The 23014-nt window shown below is 62.0% G+C and carries 21 protein-coding genes and 1 pseudogene; 13 read left to right on the top strand and 9 right to left on the bottom strand.

From position 1 onward, the window contains the following. Positions 1–89: 89 nt before the first annotated feature. Both rhaI and ggt read left to right on the top strand, forming a co-directional pair. Positions 90–1382: an L-rhamnose catabolism isomerase gene (rhaI, locus tag NL532_RS31115; RefSeq protein WP_023829796.1), complete on the top strand. Its 1293-nt coding sequence runs from the start codon at positions 90–92 to the stop codon at positions 1380–1382. 140 nt (positions 1383–1522) lie between these two features. Beyond that, positions 1523–3262 (top strand): gamma-glutamyltransferase, encoded by a 1740-nt coding sequence (gene ggt / locus NL532_RS31110; protein WP_023829795.1) that lies wholly within the window; start codon positions 1523–1525, stop codon positions 3260–3262. Positions 3263–3279: 17 nt separating this feature from the next. Here the strand turns inward: ggt and NL532_RS31105 are convergent, their stop codons facing one another. The 3 genes from NL532_RS31105 to NL532_RS31095 form a co-directional block, all read right to left on the bottom strand. Next, the gene (locus NL532_RS31105) at positions 3280–3627 is read right to left on the bottom strand and encodes a hypothetical protein (RefSeq protein WP_032885862.1); all 348 of its coding nucleotides are present in this window, start codon (positions 3625–3627) and stop codon (positions 3280–3282) included. A gap of 185 nt (positions 3628–3812) precedes the next feature. Continuing rightward, positions 3813–5162 carry a sigma-54-dependent transcriptional regulator gene (locus NL532_RS31100; protein WP_023829794.1) on the bottom strand — a complete coding sequence of 450 codons (1350 nt, stop codon included), beginning with the start codon at positions 5160–5162 and terminating at the stop codon, positions 3813–3815. Then, positions 5159–7018 (bottom strand): sensor histidine kinase, encoded by a 1860-nt coding sequence (locus NL532_RS31095; RefSeq protein ID WP_023829793.1) that lies wholly within the window; start codon positions 7016–7018, stop codon positions 5159–5161. Before NL532_RS31095 ends, NL532_RS31100 begins: the two co-directional genes overlap by 4 nt. Positions 7019–7250: 232 nt before the next feature. Here NL532_RS31095 and NL532_RS31090 point away from each other — a divergent pair. Next, positions 7251–8584: pseudogene (locus NL532_RS31090) on the top strand (dicarboxylate/amino acid:cation symporter). A 135-nt stretch (positions 8585–8719) separates the two neighbouring features. Beyond that, positions 8720–9301, top strand: a complete 582-nt coding sequence (locus tag NL532_RS31085) for a histidine phosphatase family protein (protein ID WP_023829791.1) — start codon at positions 8720–8722, stop codon at positions 9299–9301. A 22-nt stretch (positions 9302–9323) separates the two neighbouring features. On the opposite strand, the gene NL532_RS31080 is transcribed toward NL532_RS31085, so the two are convergent. After that, a complete protein-coding gene (locus tag NL532_RS31080) occupies positions 9324–10076 on the bottom strand; it encodes a pseudouridine synthase (protein ID WP_023829790.1) in 753 nt (250 codons plus the stop codon). Between the two features lie 176 nt (positions 10077–10252). On the opposite strand from NL532_RS31080, the gene NL532_RS31075 reads away from it, so the two are divergent. Further along, a complete protein-coding gene (locus NL532_RS31075; RefSeq protein WP_023829789.1) occupies positions 10253–10990 on the top strand; it encodes a hypothetical protein in 738 nt (245 codons plus the stop codon). Next, on the top strand, positions 10980–12560 hold the full coding sequence (locus NL532_RS31070; protein WP_023829788.1) for a GH3 family acyl-acid amido synthetase: 1581 nt from the start codon (positions 10980–10982) through the stop codon (positions 12558–12560). The genes NL532_RS31075 and NL532_RS31070 overlap by 11 nt, the downstream gene beginning before the upstream one ends. Positions 12561–12571: 11 nt before the next feature. On the opposite strand, the gene NL532_RS31065 is transcribed toward NL532_RS31070, so the two are convergent. Then, positions 12572–13765 carry a cytochrome P450 gene (locus tag NL532_RS31065; RefSeq protein ID WP_023829787.1) on the bottom strand — a complete coding sequence of 398 codons (1194 nt, stop codon included), beginning with the start codon at positions 13763–13765 and terminating at the stop codon, positions 12572–12574. A gap of 80 nt (positions 13766–13845) precedes the next feature. On the opposite strand from NL532_RS31065, the gene NL532_RS31060 reads away from it, so the two are divergent. From NL532_RS31060 to NL532_RS31050, 3 genes are all read left to right on the top strand, one after another. Next, the gene (locus NL532_RS31060; RefSeq protein ID WP_155923869.1) at positions 13846–14913 is read left to right on the top strand and encodes a hypothetical protein; all 1068 of its coding nucleotides are present in this window, start codon (positions 13846–13848) and stop codon (positions 14911–14913) included. A 185-nt stretch (positions 14914–15098) separates the two neighbouring features. Next, positions 15099–15260, top strand: coding sequence for a hypothetical protein (locus NL532_RS32360; protein ID WP_023669672.1), 162 nt, complete (start codon positions 15099–15101; stop codon positions 15258–15260). 28 nt (positions 15261–15288) lie between these two features. Next, positions 15289–15498 (top strand): DUF768 domain-containing protein, encoded by a 210-nt coding sequence (locus tag NL532_RS31050; RefSeq protein WP_023669673.1) that lies wholly within the window; start codon positions 15289–15291, stop codon positions 15496–15498. Positions 15499–15601: 103 nt separating this feature from the next. On the opposite strand, the gene NL532_RS31045 is transcribed toward NL532_RS31050, so the two are convergent. Then, complete coding sequence (locus NL532_RS31045) at positions 15602–16060, bottom strand: hypothetical protein (RefSeq protein ID WP_023696662.1); 459 nt, start codon at positions 16058–16060, stop codon at positions 15602–15604. A 189-nt stretch (positions 16061–16249) separates the two neighbouring features. Between NL532_RS31045 and NL532_RS31040 the strand changes: the two genes are divergently transcribed. From NL532_RS31040 to NL532_RS31025, 4 genes are all read left to right on the top strand, one after another. After that, on the top strand, positions 16250–16513 hold the full coding sequence (locus NL532_RS31040; protein ID WP_023669675.1) for a DUF982 domain-containing protein: 264 nt from the start codon (positions 16250–16252) through the stop codon (positions 16511–16513). 60 nt (positions 16514–16573) lie between these two features. Continuing rightward, complete coding sequence (locus tag NL532_RS31035; RefSeq protein WP_023755076.1) at positions 16574–17173, top strand: SOS response-associated peptidase; 600 nt, start codon at positions 16574–16576, stop codon at positions 17171–17173. A gap of 166 nt (positions 17174–17339) precedes the next feature. Continuing rightward, complete coding sequence (locus NL532_RS31030) at positions 17340–18527, top strand: helix-turn-helix domain-containing protein (RefSeq protein WP_023755075.1); 1188 nt, start codon at positions 17340–17342, stop codon at positions 18525–18527. Between the two features lie 1260 nt (positions 18528–19787). Further along, complete coding sequence (locus tag NL532_RS31025) at positions 19788–20534, top strand: Crp/Fnr family transcriptional regulator (RefSeq protein ID WP_023829785.1); 747 nt, start codon at positions 19788–19790, stop codon at positions 20532–20534. An 873-nt stretch (positions 20535–21407) separates the two neighbouring features. Here NL532_RS31025 and NL532_RS31015 read toward each other — a convergent pair. The 3 genes from NL532_RS31015 to NL532_RS31005 all read right to left on the bottom strand — a co-directional run bounded on the left by NL532_RS31015 (position 21408) and on the right by NL532_RS31005 (position 23003). After that, positions 21408–21650, bottom strand: coding sequence for a DUF982 domain-containing protein (locus NL532_RS31015; protein ID WP_023669677.1), 243 nt, complete (start codon positions 21648–21650; stop codon positions 21408–21410). Next, positions 21650–21880, bottom strand: coding sequence for a hypothetical protein (locus NL532_RS31010; protein ID WP_023669678.1), 231 nt, complete (start codon positions 21878–21880; stop codon positions 21650–21652). The genes NL532_RS31015 and NL532_RS31010 overlap by 1 nt, the downstream gene beginning before the upstream one ends. Before the next feature lie 205 nt (positions 21881–22085). Then, complete coding sequence (locus NL532_RS31005; protein ID WP_023829784.1) at positions 22086–23003, bottom strand: NADP-dependent oxidoreductase; 918 nt, start codon at positions 23001–23003, stop codon at positions 22086–22088. Positions 23004–23014 lie beyond the last annotated feature (11 nt).

Here is a 23014-nt window from a genome sequence, read left to right as displayed (position 1 = left end):
CTCTTCTCCCCGTCACTATAAGGGGAGAAGGTGGCCCGAAGGGCCGCATGAGGGGCAGCGCTGACTGAACGCATTGGGAGGAATAGCACTTGTCCGAAACCATCATCGCCGCCGATCTCGTCTCCAGCCACAACGCCCAGCGCAAACCCGACCTCGAGCGCGACTACGCCTCTCTCGGCGAACGCCTCGACCGCCGCGGCATCGCCATCGATGCCATCCGCGACAAGGTCGAGAAATTCGCCGTCGCCATTCCGTCCTGGGGCGTCGGCACAGGCGGCACGCGGTTTGCCCGTTTTCCCTGCGCCGGCGAGCCGCGCGACATTTTCGACAAGATCGAGGACTGCGCCGTCATCAGCCAACTGACGCAGGCGACACCGACCGTCTCGTTGCACATCCCGTGGGACAAGGCCGATCCGAACCGGCTGAAGCAGGCCGCCTCGCGCTTCGGCCTCGGCTTCGACGCCATGAACTCCAACACCTTTTCGGATGCCAGGGATCAGACGCTCTCCTACAAATTCGGCTCGCTTTCGCATGCCGATGCCGGCACGCGCCGCCAGGCCGTCGAGCACAATCTCGAATGCATCGAGATCGGCAAGACGCTGGGGTCCAGGGCGCTGACAGTGTGGATCGGCGACGGCTCGAATTTCCCCGGCCAGGTCAATTTCGCCAAAGCCTTCGAGCGCTATCTCGACGCCATGAAGGAGATCTATGCCGGACTGCCCGCCGACTGGAAACTGTTCACCGAACACAAGATGTACGAGCCGGCTTTCTACTCCACGGTCGTGCAGGACTGGGGCACCAATTACATGATCGCCAAGGAGCTGGGCGACAAGGCCTACTGCCTGGTCGACCTGGGCCACCATGCGCCCAATGTCAACATCGAGATGATCGTGTCGCGGCTGATCCAGTTCAAGAAACTGGGCGGCTTCCATTTCAACGATTCGAAGTATGGCGACGACGATCTCGATGCCGGCTCGATCGATCCCTATCGGCTGTTCCTGGTCTTCAACGAACTGGTTGATGCAGAGCTTTCCGGCGCCGAGGGTTTCGATCCCGCCCACATGCTCGACCAGAGCCACAACGTCACCGACCCGATCGAAAGCCTGATGCTGTCGGCAGTCGAGGTGCAGCGCGCCTATGCGCAGGCGCTGCTGGTCGACCGCAAGGCGCTCGAGGGTTTCCAGGACGGCAATGATGCGCTGATGGCGACGCAGACGCTGAAAGCTGCCTACCGCACCGATGTCGAGCCGATCCTTGCCATGGCGCGGCTGAACACAGGCGGCGCCATCGATCCAGTCGCCGCATATCGCGCGGCGGGCTACCGGGCGAAGGTCGCGGCGGAACGGCCGGCGGTTGTGGGCGGTTCAGGCGGGATTGTTTGAGATTGGCTAATCTCCACCACAGGGGGGAGATCAGCTTGCCTCCGCCGGCAGGCGAACACCAATATGTGTTCGCTCATATTGATGATGGACTCGGCCGCTCCATGTAGCTCTTCTAGGCACACCGCACTTGGAGCACCGCCATGCCCTTGACCCGCCGGACGCTGATTGGCGTCACCCTTTCGCTCGCAATTGCGCTCGCGCCATCCGGCGCGCTCCATGCCGCCTCGCCTCAACCGGCGAAGGGCGAGCACGGCATGGTCGTCACCGCCCAGCATCTGGCGTCGGAAGCCGGCGTCGAGGTGCTGAAGAAGGGCGGCAATGCCGTCGATGCGGCGGTCGCCGTCGGCTATGCGCTCGCCGTCGTCTACCCTAATGCCGGCAATATCGGCGGTGGCGGGTTCATGACCATCCGCTTCAAGGACGGCAAATCGACCTTCCTCGATTTCCGCGAGCGCGCGCCGCTGGCGGCAACCAAGATCATGTATCTCGACAAGGACGGCAATCCGGTGAAGGGCGCCAGCCTTGATGGCTACCTTGCGGTCGGCGTACCGGGTTCCGTGGCAGGGTTCGAGATGGCTCGTGAAAAATATGGCACGCTGCCACGCCAGGATTTGATGGCGCCGGCAATTGCCTATGCCAAGGATGGCTTCATCCTCGACCAGGGCGACGCTGCTTCATTCGCAAGCAATGCCGCACGGCTGGCGAAGGACCCTGCCGCCGCCGCCATCTTCCTGAAGCCGGACGGCAAACCCTATGGCGCCGGCGAGCGTCTCCTCCAGCGCGATCTTGCAGCCTCGCTCGCCGCCATCTCCGAAAAAGGCGCCGACGCCTTCTACAAAGGCGCCATCGCCGGCGCCATCGTCAAGGCGAGCGGCGCCAGGGGCGGCATTCTGGCCAAGGCAGACTTCGAGCAATATAAGGTACGCGAGCTGCAACCGGTGAGCTGCACCTATCGCGGTTACGAGATCGTCTCTTCGCCCCCGCCAAGCTCGGGCGGCGTCATCATCTGCGAAATCCTCAACGTGCTGGAGGGCTACCCGCTGTCCTATCTTGGCGCCGGCTCGGCCGAGACGGTGCATGTCATGGTCGAGGCGATGCGTTACGCCTATGTGGACCGCAACTCGGCGCTCGGCGATCCCGATTTCGTCGACAATCCGGTCTCGAAACTGCTCGACAAGGGTTACGCCAAGGAGACCCGCGACAAGATCGACCCGTTCCGCGCCGGCGTCTCGCACGATTTGATGCCGAAGGGCTTCGGCGAGTCGAAGGAAACGACGCACTATTCGATCATCGACGATGACGGCAATGCGGTCGCGGTCACCTATACGCTGAACGGTTCGTTCGGCGCCGGCGTGGTCGCCGACGGCACCGGCATCCTGCTCAACAACGAGATGGATGATTTCACCCAGAAGCCCGGCGTGCCCAACCTCTACGGTCTCGTCCAGGGAGAGGCCAATGCCATCCAGCCGAAGAAGACGCCGCTGTCTTCGATGAGCCCGACCATCGTCGCCAAGGACGGCAAGCCGTTCATGGTTATCGGCAGCCCCGGCGGCTCGCGCATCATCACCATCACGCTGGAAGCCATCGTCAACGTCATCGACCACGGCATGAACATCCAGGAGGCGATCGACGCATCGCGCATCCACCATCAATGGCTGCCCGACACGATCTATTTCGAACCGTTCGGCCTGTCGCCCGACACTGAAAAACTGCTGGCCGGCATGGGCTACCACCTCGATCTCGCGGATTCTACCTGGGGTCAGGCGGCCGGCATTCTTGTCGGCGGCAAGAGCCTGGCGGAAATCGAGAAGGGCGGCGGCGCCCGCTACAACGGCGCCATCGACAGCCGCGCCGCATCCGGCGAGGCGATTGGCTACTGATCAAAACAAGAGATTGATCAGAGGACGAGCGTAAGCGTCGACCCGACGAGCATCAGCGCCGCGATCACGACGAACGCCGCGTAGATGCGGGGACGGTCGAGGAGCAGCGCATTGCCCGATATCCAGGCCGCGGTTGCGCCGCCAAGCGCAAACAGGAAGCCGTTCCGGTGACCAAAGGTCATGGAAGCGGCCATCAGCCCGCCAATGATCAGCGCGCCGAAGACGATGATCACGGCAACGGCGTATTTCTCGAAGTCATTGCCGCCGCCCATGGCCGGGCCGATCGCGTTCAAATTCGTCAGATCGTCCGGATCGAACGGATTGGTCGATCCATATTCATCTTGACCGACAGGTTCTCGCATCATTCATTCTCCGCTGACCGGCAACAAATCATCAACATCTGCCGAGCGCAACCGGATCGCGCCGTGCCGAAGGCCGCCGATGCGGTCTTCAACACTTTCTGATGCCGACTTGCCACGGTTTTTTTGCGCCGGTTCACAAAATCTACCCTGCTTTCGGGTCCACACGCCTGAATTACCTGGAAAATGAATTACCTGGAAAAATCGCTGCGCACGATGCCGTGCCGCTGCAGCTTGTCGTAGAAGGTCTTGCGCGGAATGCCGAGCGCTTCAATCGTGCGCCGGACATCGCCGTCATTGCGGCCAAGCGCCTCGCGGATGACATTGGCTTCATAGCGTTCCAGCCGTTCCGGCAGTGAGCTGGCGTCATCCGGCTCCGCCGGGGCGGAAGGTGGCGCTTGCGCCGCTTCCTCCAGTCCAAGCACGAAACGCTCGGCGAAATGCGCGAGTTCACGCACATTGCCCGGCCAGTCGTGCTGGCTCAGATGGCGGTGCACTGAGGCAGGCACGGCTGGCATTTGCCGGCGGAAGCGGGCGGCTGCACGCTCGGCGAAGTAGAAGAACAGCAGGGCGACGTCGTCGCGGCGTTCGCGCAGCGGCGGGATCGAGATCGTCACCACATTGAGCCGGTAGTAGAGATCCTCGCGGAAGGCGCCGCGCCGGCTGGCATCGCCGAGATCGACCTTGGCGGCGGCGACGACGCGCAGGTCGACCGGCCGGATTTCATTGGTACCGAGCGGCGTCACCTCGCGCATTTCCAGCACCCGCAGCATCTGCACCTGGGTCGAGGCCGGCATGCTTTCGATCTCGTCGAGAAACAGCGTGCCGCCGCTCGAATGCTCGATGCGGCCGATGCGCTTCTTCTGTGCGCCGGTGAAGGCGCCGGCCTCATGGCCGAACAGTTCGCTTTCGATCACCGTATCCGGCAGCGTGCCGCAATTCAGCGCCACGAAATTGCCCTTGGCGCGGCGGCTCCAGCGATGCAGCAGGCCCGCCACCACCTCCTTGCCTGAGCCGGTCTCGCCGGTCACCAGAACGTCGACATCGGTGTCTGCGATTTGCCGCAGCGTGCGGCGCAGCCGCTCCATCGCCGGCGTCTGCCCGATCAGCGGCAGGCCGTCCTGCGCCTGTTCGGCGCTTTCGCGCAAGGCGCGGTTCTCCATCACCAGCCGGCGCTTTTCCGCCGCCCGTGCCACACTTTGCGCCAGCCGGTCGGCGGCGAAAGGCTTGGTGATGAAGTCGTAGGCGCCATCCTTGATCGCCTTGACCGCAACCGCGATGTCGCCATGCCCGGTGACCAGGATTACCGGAATGTCGGCATCAAGCTGGAAGACGCGGTCGAAGAGCTGCAGGCCGTCAATGCCGGGCATGCGGATGTCGGACACCACCACGCCGGGAAAATTGGCGTCGAGCCCGGCCAGCGCCTCGTTCGCCACCGCAAAGGCCGAGACGGAAAAACCAGCGAGTTCCAGCGTCTGCCGCGTGGCCCTCAGCAATTCGCTGTCGTCGTCGATCAATACGACCGGTGCGGTGTCCATCATGCTGCCCTGGCGAGGTGAATGGTAAAGCGCGTGCCGGCCTGGTCGCTCGCCACCTCGATGCGTCCGCCATAGTCGGCGACGATGTCTTGCGAGATGACGAGGCCGAGCCCGAGGCCTTTTTCCTTCGAGGTGTTGAACGGCGTGAACAATGACTTGAGGATGGCAGGCGAAATGCCCGGCCCATTGTCGGCGACGGCAAGCGCCACGCCTTCGGCCGTCTCCTGGGCCGAAACCTCCACCCTGGCGCCGTCGCGGCCGTCCAGCGCTTCCAGCGCATTCTGGAACAGGTTGATCAGCACCTGTTCGAGCCGCAGCCGGTTGCCCATCACCTTGAGCGTTACCGGCGGCAGCGTGATATCGAGTGCGTCCAGCCGACCGGCAAAGCGGCTTCTGAGCAGCACCACGGCGCCCTCGATGACGCCGCGCAGTTCGACCGGTTCGGCTGCCGTGCGCCCCTTGCGGGCAAAGACCTTCAACTCTTCGGTGATGCCGCCGATGCGCTCGGTCAGCGCGGCAATCGCGCCAAGGTTCTCCTCGGCCGAGGCGGTCTGCTTGCGCTCCAGGAACACACGCGCATTGTCGGCATAGGCGCGGATCGTTGCCACCGGCTGGTTGATCTCATGCGCGACGCCGGCGGCAACCTGGCCGAGGGTAGCAAGACGGTTGGCCTGCACCAGTTCCTGCTGCATGACCTGAAGCTTGGCTTCGGTGCTGCGGTGATCGGTGATCTCGGCCTGCAGCCGGTCGCGAGCCAGGCTGAGGTCATGCGTACGCTCGACGACGCGGCGCTCGAGCTCGATGCGCGCTGCCTGTTCGGCTGCGATGCGCATCTGCGCCGACTGACGGCGCCACAGGAGATAGCCGGCCAGCGCCAGCAACGGCACCACGACGCCCAGCGCCAGCAGCCGCATCTCACGCACCGCAGCCGCGATCGGCGCTTCGACCGGCACGAGATAATCGAGCCGCCATGGCGTCGATTGGACCAGTGTCGAAAGCCTGAGATATTCGGCATCGCTGCCGCCCGGTGTTATCGCATGCACCATCGACACGTCAGGGCTCAATGCCTCGGGGCGTGTGATCGGCAAGGGGATCAGCGGCGCGTTGCCGAATTGCTGGCTGCTCCGGATGGCGGCAGCCACCGGGCCGGCCAGCGGCGCGGTGGTCATGAAGCGCCAGGACGGCACGCTGGTGATCAGCACGACGCCGTGGTCGTCGCTGACATAGGCCGGCCGGTTGGCCTCATGCCAGTCGGCTTCAAGCTGGTCGAATTCCATCTTGACGACGACGACGCCGAGCGGCGCCGCCGCATTGCCGACGCGACGCGAAATATAGAGGCCCGGGCGCTTGCTGATGTTGCCCAGCGCAAAATATTCGGCCGTTCCGGATTGCATGGCGCCGGAGAAATAGGCGCGGAAACCATAGTCGTTGCCGACGAAGCTGGTTGTTTCGCGCCAGTTGCTGGAGGCGATCGCAAACCCGTCGACGCCGGTGACGTAAAGCACCGAAGCCTTGGTGCCGGAGACCAGCCCTTCGAGCTTGCGGTTGAGCACGTCGATCGTGACAGCGCCCTTGTTCTGCAGGGCGTCATGCACCTGCTGGTCCTCGGACAAGAGCAGCGGCAGCCCCCGCGGGCTTTCCAGCACGGCGCGCAGCAACGCAACCTTCAGATTGGCATCGGTGCGGCCTTGCGCCGCCAGTGCCGCGACCTCGGCGCGGCGCGCGTAGAGGCCGGCGCCGGTGAGCGCCGTGGCAACGATCACCAGCGCGATCGCCGCAAACAGCAGCCAGGCGCGACGCGCGCGTTTGCCGAGTTGCTCGGGCGTCGGCGACAGGACCGCGGCAGGGCGTTGCAGCATTCCCTATTTGTGCATGATTTCGCACAAAGCACAATTCAGTCATGCGGATGTCCGCACTTGCGGTTGCGGCGCACCAGCTCGGTCGACAAAGATCTCCAACAAAATCAATGGATACGGTAATGCCGCTCAGTCTGGCACGGCAGTTGCAGTGACCAGTACAGCAGTCGCGAGGCTGCGGAAACAACTTGCCCCGGGAGGTCGAGCTTTCGATCGGGGCGCCATGGAGGACGTCATGCAGCCAGCATTCGCTGCCGCCGAACCGCGCGGCAAGCTACCCTTTTACCGTCATCTCTACGTGCAGGTCCTGACGGCGATCGCGGCCGGCATCCTGCTCGGTCATTTCTATCCCGAACTCGGTGCTTCGCTGAAGCCGCTCGGCGATGCCTTCATCAAGCTGGTCAAGATGGTGATCGCGCCGGTCATCTTCCTGACGGTGACCACAGGCATTGCCGGCGTCTCCGACCTGAAAAAGGTTGGCCGCGTCGCCGGCAAGGCGATGATCTATTTCTTGGTCTTTTCGACCCTGGCGCTGGTCGTCGGCATGGTCGTCTCCAACGTCGTCCAACCGGGCGCCGGCATGCACATCAATGCGGCGACGCTCGACCCCTCGAAGGTCGCCACCTTCACCGAGAAGGCGCATGACACGACCATCGTCGCCTTCCTGCTCAACATCATCCCCGACACCATCACCGGCGCCTTCGCGCAAGGCGACATCCTGCAGGTGCTGTTCTTCTCGGTGCTGTTCGGCATCTCTCTCGCTCTGGTCGGTGAGCGCGGCCGCCCGGTCGTCGATTTCCTGCAGGCGTTGACCTCGCCGATCTTCCGCCTGGTCGCCATTCTGATGAAGGCCGCCCCATCGGCGCGTTCGGCGCCATGGCCTTCACCGTCGGCAAATACGGCATCGGCGCGATCGCCAACCTCGCCTTTCTGATCGGCACCTTCTACCTGACGTCGCTGCTGTTCGTGCTGGTCGTGCTCGGCACCGTCGCCTGGTACAACGGCTTCTCGATCCTCGCTTTGATCCGCTACATCAAGGAAGAGCTGCTTTTGGTGCTCGGCACCTCGTCGTCCGAAGCGGCACTTCCCGGCCTGATGGCCAAGATGGAGCGCGCCGGCTGCAACCGTTCGGTGGTCGGCCTGGTCATCCCGACCGGTTATTCCTTCAACCTCGACGGCACCAACATCTACATGACGCTGGCCGCTTTGTTCATCGCCCAGGCGACCGACACGCCGCTCACCTATGGCGACCAGATCCTGCTGCTGCTCGTCGCCATGCTGAGCTCCAAGGGGGCGGCCGGCATCACCGGCGCCGGCTTCATCACGCTGGCCGCGACGCTCTCGGTCGTGCCTACGGTGCCGGTCGCCGGCATGGCGCTGATCCTCGGCGTCGACCGCTTCATGTCGGAATGCCGGGCGCTGACCAACTTCGTCGGCAATGCAGTGGCGACCATCGTGGTGGCGCGCTGGGAAGGCGAACTCGACCAGACCAAGTTCGCCGCCGCCATGGCCGGCACATTGTCCGAGGAAGCCGACCTCGCGCTGTCGGGCGATCTGCAGCCCGCCTGACCCCTAGGGCGTTCGACCTCAAGGCCGCAGCCGGTTTCGCCGGTTGCGGCTTTCCTTTTCGCCAGCCGGAGCAACGGCTGGTGCTGGCTGGGCCTTCCCGGCTAAAGTGCCGGCGTAAAACCGAAAGGCCGGCGCATGAGCAATCCGTATCCCGAAATCTATCTGGTCCGTCACGGCGAGACGGAGTGGAGCGCTTCGGGAAAACACACCGGCCGTACCGACATACCGTTGACGCCAAAGGGCGAGGCGGCCGCGCGCAGCGTGGCGGACCGGCTCAAGGGCCTGTCCTTCAAGGCTGTATGGTCGAGCCCGTCGCAGCGCGCCTTCAGCACCTGCACGCTTGCCGGCTTCGGCGCCACCGCCGTGAAGAAGCCGGACCTGCAGGAATGGGACTATGGCGCCTACGAAGGCGTAAAGACAAAGGAGATTCTTGTGCAGCGCCCCGGCTGGCAGTTGTTCCGTGATGGCTGTCCCGACGGCGAGTCGGCGGCGGATGTCGGCGCCAGGGCCGACAGGATCATCGCCGGACTGCGTGCCATCGAGGGCAACGTGCTGGTGTTTTCGAGTTCGCATTTCCTGCGAGTACTGGCAGCGCGCTGGCTCGGCCTGCCGCCTGAGGGCGGTGCGCACTTCGTGCTCGACACCGCCAGTATCAGCATCCTCGGCTACGAGCACGATCTGAGCGAGCCGGTGATACGCAGGTGGAACCAGAAGTAGGGTTTCGCGGCAAGCCTGCCTCTTAACGCGCGAGCACCGCCAATTCCTCCGATGTCAGATGCCGCGCCTTGCCCTTGGCGAGTTCGCCGAGCTGCAAACCGCCGATCGCCACCCGAACCAGCCTCAGCACCTCGATGTCGAATGCCCCGAGCAGGCGGCGGATCTGGCGGTTGCGGCCCTCGTCGAGCACGATTTCCAGCCAGGCAGTGCGGCCGCCGCTGCGCAGCAGTTCGATCGAACTTGCGGTCAGCAGTTCGCCGTCGACGATCGCTCCGTCGCGAAAGCGCGCCAGCATCGCTTCGTCGGGCGCGGTGCCGATCTGGACATGATAGGTCTTGGCGACATGCGAGGCCGGATCGAGCAGGCGGTTGGCCCAGCGCGTGTCGTTGGTCATCAGCAACAGGCCTTCGCTGGCCTTGTCGAGGCGGCCGACCGGCGACACGAAAGGCAACTCCAGTTCCACCAGGCAGTTATAGACGGTGCCACGATCCTGCGGGTCATCGCGCGTGGTGACCTGTCCGCGCGGCTTATTGATCATCAGGTAGACTTTTGCCTCGCCGACGATCTGCTCGCCGTCGACAGCGATGCGGTCGCGGCCGAGATCGACACGCAGCGACGGATCGCGCACCACCTTGCCGCCAACCCGCACGCGCCCTTCGGCTATCAGCAGCTCGGCCTGCTTGCGCGAACACAGGCCGAGTTTAGAAAGCGCCCGGTTCAGGCTGACGCCTGCGCTCGCGGTCTGGTGTTGGGCGGTGTCTGGTGGCCGTGCCATGTCCTGCTTGCCATCCCAATGATCGGCATCGACAAATGCCACGCCCCGCATTGGCTTCGCAACCTGCCGACAATTGGTGGGATCGTTTACCGTGGATCGAAGGCATTTTTCGGTTGAAGTGTCGCTGCCTTGTCCCGTATGTCGCACGCATGGCATCGATTGACGGGGGGAAAACCGTGGCGCATGACGCCGGTTCGACCGAATCCGGAACGATGCCGGTGCGCGATCTCAGCAAAGACGATCGTGACGAGATGTTCCGCCTTTACGAGAAATACTACGATGCTGCCGATCGCGACCGGTTCGATCGCGATCTCGCTGAAAAAGAGGTCGTCGTCCTTATCCGACGCCGGCACGAGATCATCGGCTTCTCGACCATTTTCGTCGGAAGCCAGGAGATTGCCGACGACACGGTTCACTATCTCTTTTCCGGCGACACGGTTCTGGATTCATCACGCTGGGGCGATCCGGTGCTGCTGCGCGCCTGGTTTCGCGCTGCCGGCGCCGTCAAGGCAAGGATCGGCGAGGGCCGGCTGTTCTGGTTTTCCATCATGATGGGCCACCGCACGTTCCGCATCCTGCCCAATTTTTTCCGCGACTTCTTTCCCTCGATCGACGGACGAGATACCAGCGGTCTGGCGCGGATACGCAACGAGATCGCCGCAGTGCGCTATGGACAGTATTTCAATCCCGAGACCGGGCTGATCGATTTCGGCCAGTCGCATGGGCATCTGCGGCACGAATGGGCAGGCGTCGAGGAAACCGCCGCGCGCAACCGCTACGCGGCCTTCTTCCTCAAGGCCAATCCCTGGCATTTTCGTGGTGTCGAGCTTGCCTGCCTGGCCGAATTCGACATCGCCAACCTGAAGCGCTACGGGGCGACCAGCTTTGCCGAAGGCCTGGCGGATGGTCATTGACGCCTGGTCGCGGATTGCCGATCTCACCGCGGCTACCGACGCCGGGTTCCGCGCCGGGCTGAGCGGCGTCGAAACGGCCCAGCGCGGCACCCTGGCTGGTCTCATCAGTGCCAATGGTTCGACCGCGTTCGGCAAGGACCGCCGGTTCGCCGAAATCCGTTCGGCGGAAGCGTTTCGCGATCTGGTGCCGATCGCCGACTATGCCGCGCTCCAGCCTTACATCCACCGGGCGATCGGCGGCGAGGATGGGGTGCTGACAACCGAGCCGATCCGGTTCATCGAGCAGACCGGCGGCAGTTCGGGCGGCTCCAAGAACATCCCCTATACGGACACCGGGTTGAGATCGTTCACCGACTGCCTTTATCCCTGGCTTGCCGACTTGATCCGCCGCCGGCCCGGCGTCACGCGAGGCCGCAGTTATTTCGCGCTCAGCCCCGTCGGCCGGTCGCTGGATCAGCGCATCGGCGTGCACCGGGTCGGCAGCCCCGTGCCTTTCGCCTATTTCGGCGCCTTGCGCGACAGCCTGATCGCCCTGTCTGCCGTGCCCATGGAGCTGCGGCTGCTCGCCCATTTCGAGAGCTGGCAGCGGCAGACCTGCCTGCATCTTCTGGCCTGCGAGGATCTTGCCCTGGTCTGGGTGTGGAGCCCTACCTATTTCACCGAAATCCTCCGCGCGATGCGGCGCGATGCCGGCATCCTCTTACCCCAGTTGACTTCGATGTTGACGGCAACGCACCCCGCCGCCGCGGTGCGCACCCGTATCGAAACGCTGGAGAAAGCGCTCCGTGACCCACAAGGCGACCTCTCGGTTATCTGGCCGCAGCTTGACACCGTCAGCTGCTGGACCGATGCATCGAGCAAAGGTTTCGCCGCCGAACTGCAGGCCCTGTTCCCCGCCGCCTTCATCCAGTCGAAAGGGTTGATGTCGACGGAAGCCGCCGTTTCATTTCCCTATGGCGACGGTCCCGGATCGATCCTTGCCGCGCGAAGCGGCTTCTTCGAATTTGTCGACGATGGCGGCACCAGCCATTTTGCCTGGCGGCTGGAGATCGGCCAGGCCTATCGGCTGATCGTCACCACCGGCTCCGGCCTTTATCGCTATGACACGCAGGACATGGTGAAGGTCGTCGGCTTCGACGGCGACACGCCGCGTCTGCAATTCGTCGGTCGCGCCGGCATGGTCTCCGATCTCTGCGGCGAGAAGCTGACCGAGGCATTCGTCGCTCATTGCATCGGTAAGATCGGGCTTGGCCAGCAGCAGGCCTATGCGCTGGTCGTTGCGGCAACAGAGCCGCATCCGCACTACCGTCTCTTCCTCGAAGCCGGACCGGCCGCTGCGGCATTTAACGAAAAGCTCGATGCCGAACTCGCCGCCAACCCGCAATACGAATATGCCCGCTGGATCGGCCAGCTTGGCCCTGTCCAGGCGACGCCGGTCGAGGATCTCTATGGCCGGCTGAAACGCCATCGCCTGAAAGGCGGTATAAGCATTGCGGGGATGAAGGCGCCGGTGCTGTTGCGGCAGGCCGACAGTGAGCTCATCGCCGCGCTGGAGGCGACCGGGGCTTGACCCCGCGCCGGTCAGGCAGCCAGCCGCAAGACGAGTGATTCCAGCCCGCGGATCGACGAATTGTCCATCCATGTCGGCTGTCCAGAGGCGGGTTCGATGCTGCTCCAGCGACGGAGCACTGCCTCCAGCAGCCGTTTTCCCTCCATTTCGGCAAGCGCCTTGCCGATGCAGACATGGGCGCCGCGGCCGAAGGCGAGGTTCTGCTTGCCCGAACGGCTGATGTCGAAGCGCTCGGCCTGGCTGAACCGGGCCGGATCGCGATTGGCTGCGCCGACGAGCAGGACGACCATCTGCTCCTTATCGATCGGCTGATTGTTCAGTTCGATAGGCTGCAGCGGCCAGCGGCAGATTTTCTGAACCGGGCTTTCAAGCCGCAGGGTCTCGGCAACCGCAGTGGCAACTAGATGCGGATCGGCCCGCAAGGCAGCCCATTGGGCGGGCGCGTGGGCGAGATGGAACAGCATGTTGCCAAGCAGATGCACGGTGGTCTCGTGCCCGGCGAAAGCCAGGAAGGCGATGTTGCGGCCGGCAACCGTCAGCCCGACGGCATCGACCAGCGCCGGCAATCCGACCAGCAACGGCGGCATTACGGCGCCGGCAAGGTGGCTGCGCAACAGCTCGGCGAAATAGGCCGACATTTCGTGGGCGGCGTTCGGCGCCGAGCCGAAGGCGTCATCGAAACCAGTGTCGAGGATGGTGCGGATCGACGCCGACCAGGCGCGCAGCGTCGGCATGTCTTCGGCTGGAACGCCGAGCAGCCGGCCGATGATGCGTTCCGGCACCGCGCGCGTGAAGGCGGCGACGACGTCGACCGTGCCGGACAGATCCGCCTTTGAAACGAGCTGGTCGATGGCCTCGTCGACCACGGGCGCCAGAACTGCCGTGCCGTTGCCTACAAAGGGCTGCTGCAGGGCTTGCCGGATAGCGGCGTGCGCGCGTCCCTCCTGATACATCAGCCAGTCATTGATGGCTGATCGGCCGGTATCGGCTTCGCCGCTCGGCGGGACATGCGACAGCTGCCGGTTGACAAGACAGGCCGAAACAAGATCGTATTTCGTTACGTAGACGTCGCCCCACGGCGCCTGCCAAACAGGCGCCTGCTGGCGCATCTCATCGTAGATCGCGTAGATGTCTGTAGAACCATTGAAGCAACCGGCGCGTACTTGCCGCCAGCTGTGGTCGGCCGATGGAAATTCTCCATGCATTTTCTTGTGAATAACCCCGGTTACCTCACCCTGAATCACAACCACCCGTCGAACTATGACCGGCGGGCAGGGTCATGGCCATGACCGTTGCCGCGGGCTTCAGCCCGGTCTATTACCTTTGTACCCGCCAGCACGCTTACACGATAGGTGTGTTCCTTGGCTATTACCCGCATGGGCTTGGCGATGTCTTGCGGATAATCCCTTATGAAGAGACCGGCAGTCTTGGCTCGGTCGCGCCGGGAACGTTCATTTTTACCGATTTCGAAAGGCTCACGCCGGTTCAGATGCAGGCGGCGACTGACCTGTTCGACAGCGTCGCTGCCCAGGATCCCGGCCTGCTCCTGCTGAACAACCCCGCCAAGGCGCTTGGCCGCTTTGACCTGCTGAAGCGGTTGAAGGGAGCCAGCCTCAACGGTTTCGATGTCCATCGCCTCGATCAGCGCCAGGCCATTTCGCGCTTTCCGGTGTTCGTGCGCTGGGAAAGCCGGCACGATCCGCCGCTGACCGGACTGTTGGACAGCGCGCAAGCGCTGGAAGTGGCAATCGCCGCCCTGCCGGAGCCTATCCGGCATGACCCGGACCTGATGATCGTCGAATATGGCGCCGCCCCCTCGGCCGATGGGCGCTTCCGCAAATATTCGGCCTACAAGGTCGGTTCTACCATTTATCCGCAGCACTGCTTCATCAACGAGAACTGGTACATCAAGTTTCCAAGCACCCGCTTCACTGAGGCGGACAGGGCTGAAAGCCGCGCCTATGTCGCTGACAATCCGCACGCGGCCGAGATCAAGGGGGTGTTCGCGCTAGCCGGGATCGACTATGGCCGCATCGACTACGGCATGATCGGCGGCCGCATTCAGACCTTCGAGATCAACAACAACCCGACCGTCCTGGCGCGGCCTCCCGGCTGGGATGCGGGCGCCAATTACGGCCGATACGCCGATCTGCACGCAAAGGCGCTGCAGGGCATCATCCGGTCGGCATCATCCGCCCCGCCACTGAAGCTTGGGGACGGAAGCCGCAGCGTTGACGCAATCCACGCCGATGCCATGCGCAAAGTGCGTCGGCGCATCGCCTGGTTTTCCCTCAGGCGAAGCCTGTCGTTGCGCGGGCTCAAGAAGCGCTTGGCAAACCGGTTTCGCGGCTAGAGCCCGGTCCATCCCGATGGAAATCGGGATGGAGCCCTATCTTCTAGTTTGAGCATGATCTTTTCCGAAAACCGGATTCCACTTTTCGGGATCTTGCTCTGGGTCGATCCCCAGCCGGCGGTCCGGGACCCGCCTGAAGCTGAGGTTCGGCCTGGGAGGTGCTTGGCGCGACCTGACAGCCCGCCATGGAACGCTGCCCCGCGACGGACGTTGTTGCCGACGAGCGATTTGTCGCGAAAGGCACCGCCATGAAGAAAATCTACCAAAAGCCGACGCTCGTGAAGCGAGGCAGGCTCACCAGCCTGACGGCTCAGATCGTCGCTTCTGGGGTCATTCTGGGGGAATGATCCCCCAGATAACGGAAGGGATAAATCGATGAGCGAGCGCGGCGTTGATTTCCTGCAGGGCTGGATCCACGAGCACCTGCCGGGCGAACTGCCTGCCGACAAGGCAACGGCTCGAACCCTAACCACGCGAGCTGCCCTGGATGCTCGGCATTTAGGCCTTGAGGTCAGCGAGATCGAAGAGGATCTCGGTCCGCTGGAACGGGTGATTTTCGAGGCGCTGGATCAGCCCGATATCTGAGCCCCGACATCTGAGCCCCCGATATGAGCCCATTGCAGGCGATATTGGCCCATCGCCATCCTGGCGGGGGCTTTTCCGTGATGGCATCCGTGGGTGCGCAGCCCTAGGCAGCCCGCGCAGCTGACGCTCCCCGTGCCGGCGGCAATTCGAACACAGTGGCGCCGTTCTCTCGGCCGCGTTCGACATAACCGATGACGCGGAACCATTTGCCGACGTCGGCCCGCTGCAGCCAGCTGCGCGAGTGGATGGGCAGGTTGCCGGCCAGCGCCTGAATGTGGCGGATGTGGCGCCTGCAGAAGCGGACCGTCGCGGCGCTGAAGAAACCCTCCTGCGCGGCAAACAGCGTGTCGGCGGCGTCGCTGTTTTCGTGCCAGGCGACGATCGCCACCGTCTTGTCGCCGTCGACCAGCGCGTGCGCCCGGCCTTCCTTCAAATTCATCATCAGATTGTCGTAGGCGACCTTGCTGTCCTTGCCGGCGGCCACATACTCGTCCGACATCCGCGTGGACAGATCACGGAAGACACTTTCGAGATCGCCGATCGTAGCTGCGCGTGCTCGCATTTCTCCTCCTGCAGCCCCGGCAGGTAGTTTGCCCCAAGGAGAGGGGATCACCAAGCAAATCAAATCCGCCATTTGGCCTATGCGCGCAAAGTGATTTCAGAAGGCGGGTTTATTGCGTTGGCAGATCGCTCCCGTGGAACCGAACTTGCCTCCCCGAATTGACTCGCGATCGCGTTCGGGAGGGGAAGCATGCAAGATCAGCATTTCGATGAGCCGGTTCGCGTGGCGCTCGGCAGATCCAGAAACAAGATCTACAAGGTGGAGCGTGTCGCGCAGGCCGCCGATATCCTGATGAACCGATGGCCCGTGAAGACAGGCGGCTATCACGTCGCCGCCCGCAAAGCCTGCCTTGGCGTTCTGGAAGGCCTTCAAGAGGCGCGCTATGCCCGCGCCGCCTTCGTCAACGCGGCGATCGAGGCCGATATACTGGTTGAGCGCGACCGCGAGGGTTGAGCGGTCCATCGCCTCTTTGTTTGGCGTGAGGTAAACTGGCAGACCGGTCGGGAGCCTTCCATGTGCAACGACTATGAGCAGCATATTCTCTGGGCTGAATATTGCCGGATGCTGGAGTCGCTGGCACTTGAGATCCCGACCCATCAGACCGAACTTGACCTGCCGCGGGTTGATGACATCCATATCAACGATCCAGCCCCGATCATGCGCGCCGCCGGCGACACTGGCGTCGTTGAACTGACGTCGATGACGTTTGGATTTCCGCCGGCCGGCCCGAAAGGCGGACCAGTGTTCAACTTCCGCTCCGAAGGCAGGCAATTCGCCGGCAGCAAACGCTGCCTCGTTCCGGCATCCGCCTTCTTCGAGTTCACGGGCACGAAGTATCCGAAGGCAAAGCATCGCTTCACGCTCAACGGCTCGCCGTTCATGGCCATCGCAGGGCTTTGGCGTGAAGCTGCCGGCAACAAGCCGCCAACCTTCACCATGCTGACAACCGAGCCTGGACCGGATATTGCGCCCTATCACAGTCGGCACGTCGTGGTGCTTCGGCCCGGCGATTGGGCGGCTTGGCTCAGTCTGACGAAGCCGGAACCCGAACTGCTGCAGCCGCTTCCAGCCGGCTCGCTGCGCGTGGAGACCGTGCGCCCCGAAAGTTCATAACTCGGTTGCGCAGGCTTGCCGGCACAGCCGGCAGGCCGAAATCAGGAATCCGTCGGTGCGGCGCCAGGAAGTCAAGCCCTTGATGTTCAGTGCCCTTCCCGAGAGATGGGTGACAGTTCATTCCGGAGACATGGGTTACACTTTCGGCCTTTGCAAGGAGAGCAAGGTGCCTTGGAAGGAGTGTAACGTCATGGAAGAGCGGCTGAAGTTCATTGCCCGGCTGCTGGACGGCGAGAAGATGGCGGTGCTTTGCCGTGAGTTCGATATCTCGCGCAAGACCGGCTACAAGATCCTCACACGCTACAATGACAGTGGCCTTGAGGGGCTGACGGATCGATCACGCCGACCCTACCGCCACGCCAATCAGCTTCCGTTTCAAATCGAGAAGCTGATTGTGCGCCTCAAGCAAGACAAGCCGACCTGGGGTGCGCCAAAGATACGCGAACGGTTGGCCCGGCTGTATCCTGACGTTCACCGGCCTGCGATCTCGACGGTGCATGCGGTTCTCGACAGCCATGGCCTGGTCGAGCGCCGCAAGCGAAGGCGCAACAGGGCGATGGGAACACCACTTTCAAACGGCTATCGGCCCAACGATCTGTGGTGTGCCGACTACAAAGGCGAGTTCATGCTCGCCGATCGGCGCTATTGCTATCCGCTGACGATCACCGACTTCGCCAGCCGCTATCTCATCGCCTGCGAGGCGTTGTCGACTACCAAGGAAGCCTATGCCTTCACGGTGTTCGAGAGCGTTTTCAAAGAGTTCGGCCTGCCCAGCGCCATCAGGACCGACAATGGCGTTCCCTTTGCCAGCCCAAACGCGCTGTTCAATCTCAGCAAACTGTCGGTCTGGTGGCTGCGCCTGGGCATCGACATCGAGCGCATCCAGCCGGGCTGTCCGCAGCAGAACGGGCGCCATGAGCGCATGCACCTGACTCTCAAGAAGGAAACCACCAAACCGGCTGGCTCCAATTTCCTGCAGCAGCAGGCCAGGTTCGATGACTTCATCAATGAGTTCAACTCAGAACGCCCACATCAGGCGCTCGACATGGCCTGTCCAGCCGAGCGCTACACGCCGTCACCGCGCATCTATGCCGGCCTGCCGGATCTCGATTATCCGTTTCACGACAAGGCCGTCACCGTCACCACCTGCGGCCGCATCTGCTACAATCGCAAGAAGATCAACCTCAGCCTCGTCTTTGCCGGCCAGACCGTCGGCATCAAACAGGTCGAGGACCATATCTGGCTGGCTTCCTTCATGGATTATGATTTGGGCTACTTCGATGATGAGACATGCAGGCTCGAACCACTCCAAAACCCCTTCGGGCCAAAAGTGTTACCCATGTCTCCGATATAAACCGTAACCTATGTGTCCGGAATGGACCCAGAGAAAACTGGTGCCCAGAGGCGGAATTCAAGTGAAGAAAATCCCGTTTTGCTTTCAGATACTTAGGGGAATGTTAGCCGCATCTGATACCAACATAAATACCAACAAAATATTCCTGTGGATTGGTTCGGTTCCTGCTATTTCTCTCAATGCCTTGCACCTGCACCTTGTCTCTTCCGGTTTAGTCTACATCCTTCTTGGTCATACCTCATCATGCGGGGTCGAGTGAAGACCACGGCTGGCCAAGACGACTTAATCAGAACGGATGGCCATTGCGCTCAATATCGGGATCGCTTTAGGCGGTTTCTGAAAGCCGACATCGTGCGAAGAACAGGTGGCTATTTACGGGTCCTGAGACCTTGGCCCATACACCGCTTTGTAGGGTGGACGCGGCGCAACGAAAAGCGCGGCCAGCCGTTCCTCATGTTGCTTGACCAGTGAGGCAGCAATAACAGGTAACTCTGCGGCGGACCGGTGTAGTCGTCGAGGTCGATCGGATTAGACTTCATAGGTGGTCCGTCGACGCGTAGTAGACGGTCTCGTCCTACCAGCAGCCCAGCTTGGCCCAGTGCATTCTGGCTTTGCAGGCGCATGGCGGCAGAAATGATCTCGCCAGTGCCTGATACCGCCCTTGGCGATTTGGCCCTTGGTGAAGGCGAACTCCAATTCAACGCAGCCGAGAGACAGGATGTCGATTTGATGTCGGTCAATTGCGTAGCAGGCCATGGCATCGACCAACGCTGTCATATAACTGGCATAGTAGGATCGGTGCCTCGGAGGTGCCGGGCCACATCCCACCCGCTTGGGCCGTCCCCAAGTCTGATATCTGTCAGGAGAGCCACAACTCGCTCCGGCTCACGATCGAAAGTCGCAATCGCTTGAAGGCCCTTTTAAGCCGGCGACCACCTCGAACCCGGCCTCCCGGAGAGAGTTCTCGACGTCTCCACGATCAGCACGGAACCCGATGACATTGAAAGCCTGCTTCGTGCGCCCCAACAGTTGAACGGCTGCGAACTCTTAAGGTTCCTGGCGCGCAATAGCACTCGTTAATCCGGTGGAAAGCAGGTTGTGATCCAGCCGTTTCGAACAGGTTGCGGCAGGCGAAAAGGATTGAGGACAGCTGAACTTTGCGCGCATCATCGACGCACTGACCATTGGCCTTCGTCTCCTCTAGGCAGCGGGAACATTAGCGCCAACTAAAAGTTGGGAGCAAACACGAACAGGTTCTTGATGGCACATGATCATTCTTTCAAAATGTTGATCCGCAAGCTCCAAGCCATCTCGGAACTCGCAGAATCAGACATTGCGACCTTGGGGAACATCTCGATTCAGGAGAAGAGATATCAGGCCAACGAAGACATTCTGCGCGAGGGCGATAAGCCGAGCCTTTCGTTCGTCGTTCTTGAAGGCTTAATAGGGTCGATCAAACTAACCGGGGAGGGGAAGCGTCAAATCTCCTCCTTTTTTGTTCCGGGCGACATTCCCGACCTGCATGGTTTGCATTTGTCGGTCATGGATTGCACTTTCACCCCTCTCATGCCCGCTAGGGTGGGCTTCATGCGGCACGACGAACTTCGCGCCATTTGCGAACAGCACTCTTCGATAACGAGAGTGTTTTGGCGCTCCACTGTGATCGACGCGGCGATCTATCGAGAGTGGGTCACCAACGTCGGAAGGCGCGACGCCTACTCTCGTATGGCTCACATTCTTTGCGAACTTATTGTCCGCCTTCGCTCGGTAGGTCGCATTGAAGATCATGTGGCCTATCTCCCCATAACGCAGGCTGCACTTGGCGACGCAGTTGGCCTCTCCACCGTGCACGTGAACCGAGTGCTCCAGGACCTTCGACGCGACGGTCTGATATCTACCCTTGGCTCGCGTTTTCATGCGCCCGACTGGGCAGGGCTCGTTCGGGCCGCAGATTTTGACTCTACCTATCTGCATCATAGGGCTGCGCAGACGGGTGCCGGTTTCTGAGAATGCTGGGTCGCTCATGATGCATTGAGCCAACCCCTCGCGATCCTCAAAACCGAATCTCCTGTAGAACCCGCACTCCAACAGGAATGTCGATCACCGCTTGAGAACTGGACCGCAGACTTACCTAGCGACGGCATGGCTTCTCAAAGATACGACCTCAGGAGGGACTCGACGAAACCTGAGCGGTGTTTGACGCGTTCACTGGCCAACCAGCCGAGGCGTGGGGCGCTCCGGCTAAATATCTGGACGGGGAATATTCCCGCGATTTTGTAAGCCTTCTGACCGCGTCGACCTGAAGCGAAGTTTCGCCGGGGGGTAATCTCTAAAGTGAGACTGCCATGGAACACGTGCCGAGCGCCGGAGAGTGTCCAATTCAACGGTCTGTGCATCCCGGGCACAAGCTCAGCCATAGTGGAGACGCGGCTTTGGCAACGTTCCTATAAATTGAACCCCAATTCGGTCGTTCCTGCGCCACCGCAGGACTGCCTGGTAGGCAACGCCGTCGGTCGGCACGTAAACCACGAACCGCTCAGGGACACGCGATTCCACCGGGACTTTGAGCTCAGCTCTGCCACTGTTTTGGTTCCGAATGGTGCAACTGATCTCGGAGTTTGTGATTCCGCTGATGATTGAGGCGCCTTTCAGCACCCGCTGCCTCCGTTCGCGGCGATGCTCTTCATCAACCATGTGACCTCCATCGGTCACCCGCGGCCCTATATGGTACGCGCACCGGCGAATAAACTGTCCATCTAGGTCGTCGCTCGTTAGTGTCTCACTTTAAAGTTTGACGACGGAGACGGACAGCATAAATGCCCGTTGCGCCGGTGAATTCGCAACGCGAACAGACCCGAATGGGCTCGTCGTATAGCGTTGTTAATCCGGCAGCAGCATCTCCTCTTCATCGGCCGCGGCTTCGAACAGCAGCCGGAAGTCATTACCCGGCATTTTGCCATCCATCGCAGATAGGCAAGCCTCGGCCGCCAGCCGCCACTTGGGGCCACGATTGGACCACTTTAGGAGCTCCTCGGCGGCGGCATCAACCCGGTTGACACCAAGGCGAAGCCCCGGGCGCTCAGTCTTCACATAAACCGGAGGGTTGAACCAACGGTGGGGCATCACGCCTCTCGAACGTCAAAGGCGATGAACAGTCCCCAAACGGAGGCTGATTTGACGATCATTTCGACTAACTGGCAGTCAGTTTCGAGAAGATCGCCGCCGCGCTCACGGACCGCTACAATGGTCGCTTTGACGGAAATAATGTCGCCGGGTTGAGAGCCCAACAGGACCTCGCGGACCAGCTCCTTGGCCGTTTGCTGCGTAGGCCGAACAGGTGCTTGAATGTCCATCCCATCCTCCCAGAGAGATAGAACCTCAATCAGCTATTCTGTGGGTCACTTTCCGAAAAAGGCAAGAGTCGGAAACGTACAAAGTAGGTTCCCGCAAACACCGCCCTACGATGGCTAAATCCCGCGACAGGCGCTGATTTGCACCTCACCGTGTCAGCTGCCGACGCGACCATAAGGAGCGAGGGCCCGCCTCTCTCCCAAGTTCTCACGGACGAACGCGAACAACGGTCTTGCCCGCGCGTCGGTCCGTTGAGTTGAAGGTGCCGATGGCATCATCCAAGCTCGAAACCTTGCCGATGTTCGTCCGCAGTCGTCCATCGCGGATCCGCTGCACTATCTCAGAAAGCTGGGCTCGATCAGCCTCGACGACGAAGTCAACCGCCAGGCCGTCTGCAGGTCGAATATCCGTTGGTCCGACGACTGTGACAAGGATACCTCCGGCCCGGACGAGCGTTGCGGATCGCTTCTGGACATCGCCGCCGACGACATCGAACACCAGATCGACGCCGCCGACATCTTCAAGGGTGTCTTTTGCGAGGTCGAGGAATTCATTTGCACCGAAGTCGAGCGCTTTCTGGCGGTCGGCGGCCCGCCCGGTGCCGATCACATAGGCTCCGGCCTCCCTGGCAAGCTGCGCCACCATCGAACCGACGGCACCGGCAGCGCCATGCGCGAGAACGCTCTGCCCGGCCTTGATGCGGCCATGCTGAAACAGCCCCTGCCATGCGGTTAGGCCGGAGATCGGCAGGCTAGCGCCCACCGTAAAGTCGACATCGCCGGGCAGCGGCGCGAGGTTACGGGCCTCCATGGCAACATACTCGGCGAGGGTGCCGTCGCGATGCCAGTCAGCGAGGCCGAACACCCGCTGACCGATAGAAAGCCCCGTAGTGCCGTAGCCGAGCGCAGTGACCACACCAGCCAGTTCGTGGCCGAGGATCGAAGAGGTCCGGTCACGGAAGGCTCGGTCGGCCCACGTCGAGGGCCACTCCAGTTCGGTGTTGACGAATCCTGCCGCATGAACCTGTACGACCACGTCGTTAATTGCCGCCCGAGGCTCGGGCAACTCCACCAACTTCATCCCGGCCGTTCCTGCAGTCTGGTCCGTCGCTACGATTGCTTTCATGGGGCGTCTCC

Source organism: Mesorhizobium sp. C120A (assembly GCF_030323105.1).
Lineage (GTDB): Bacteria > Pseudomonadota > Alphaproteobacteria > Rhizobiales > Rhizobiaceae > Mesorhizobium.
Note: the sequence above shows the minus strand (reverse complement) of the source record. Positions and strands in the feature narration are given on the sequence as shown.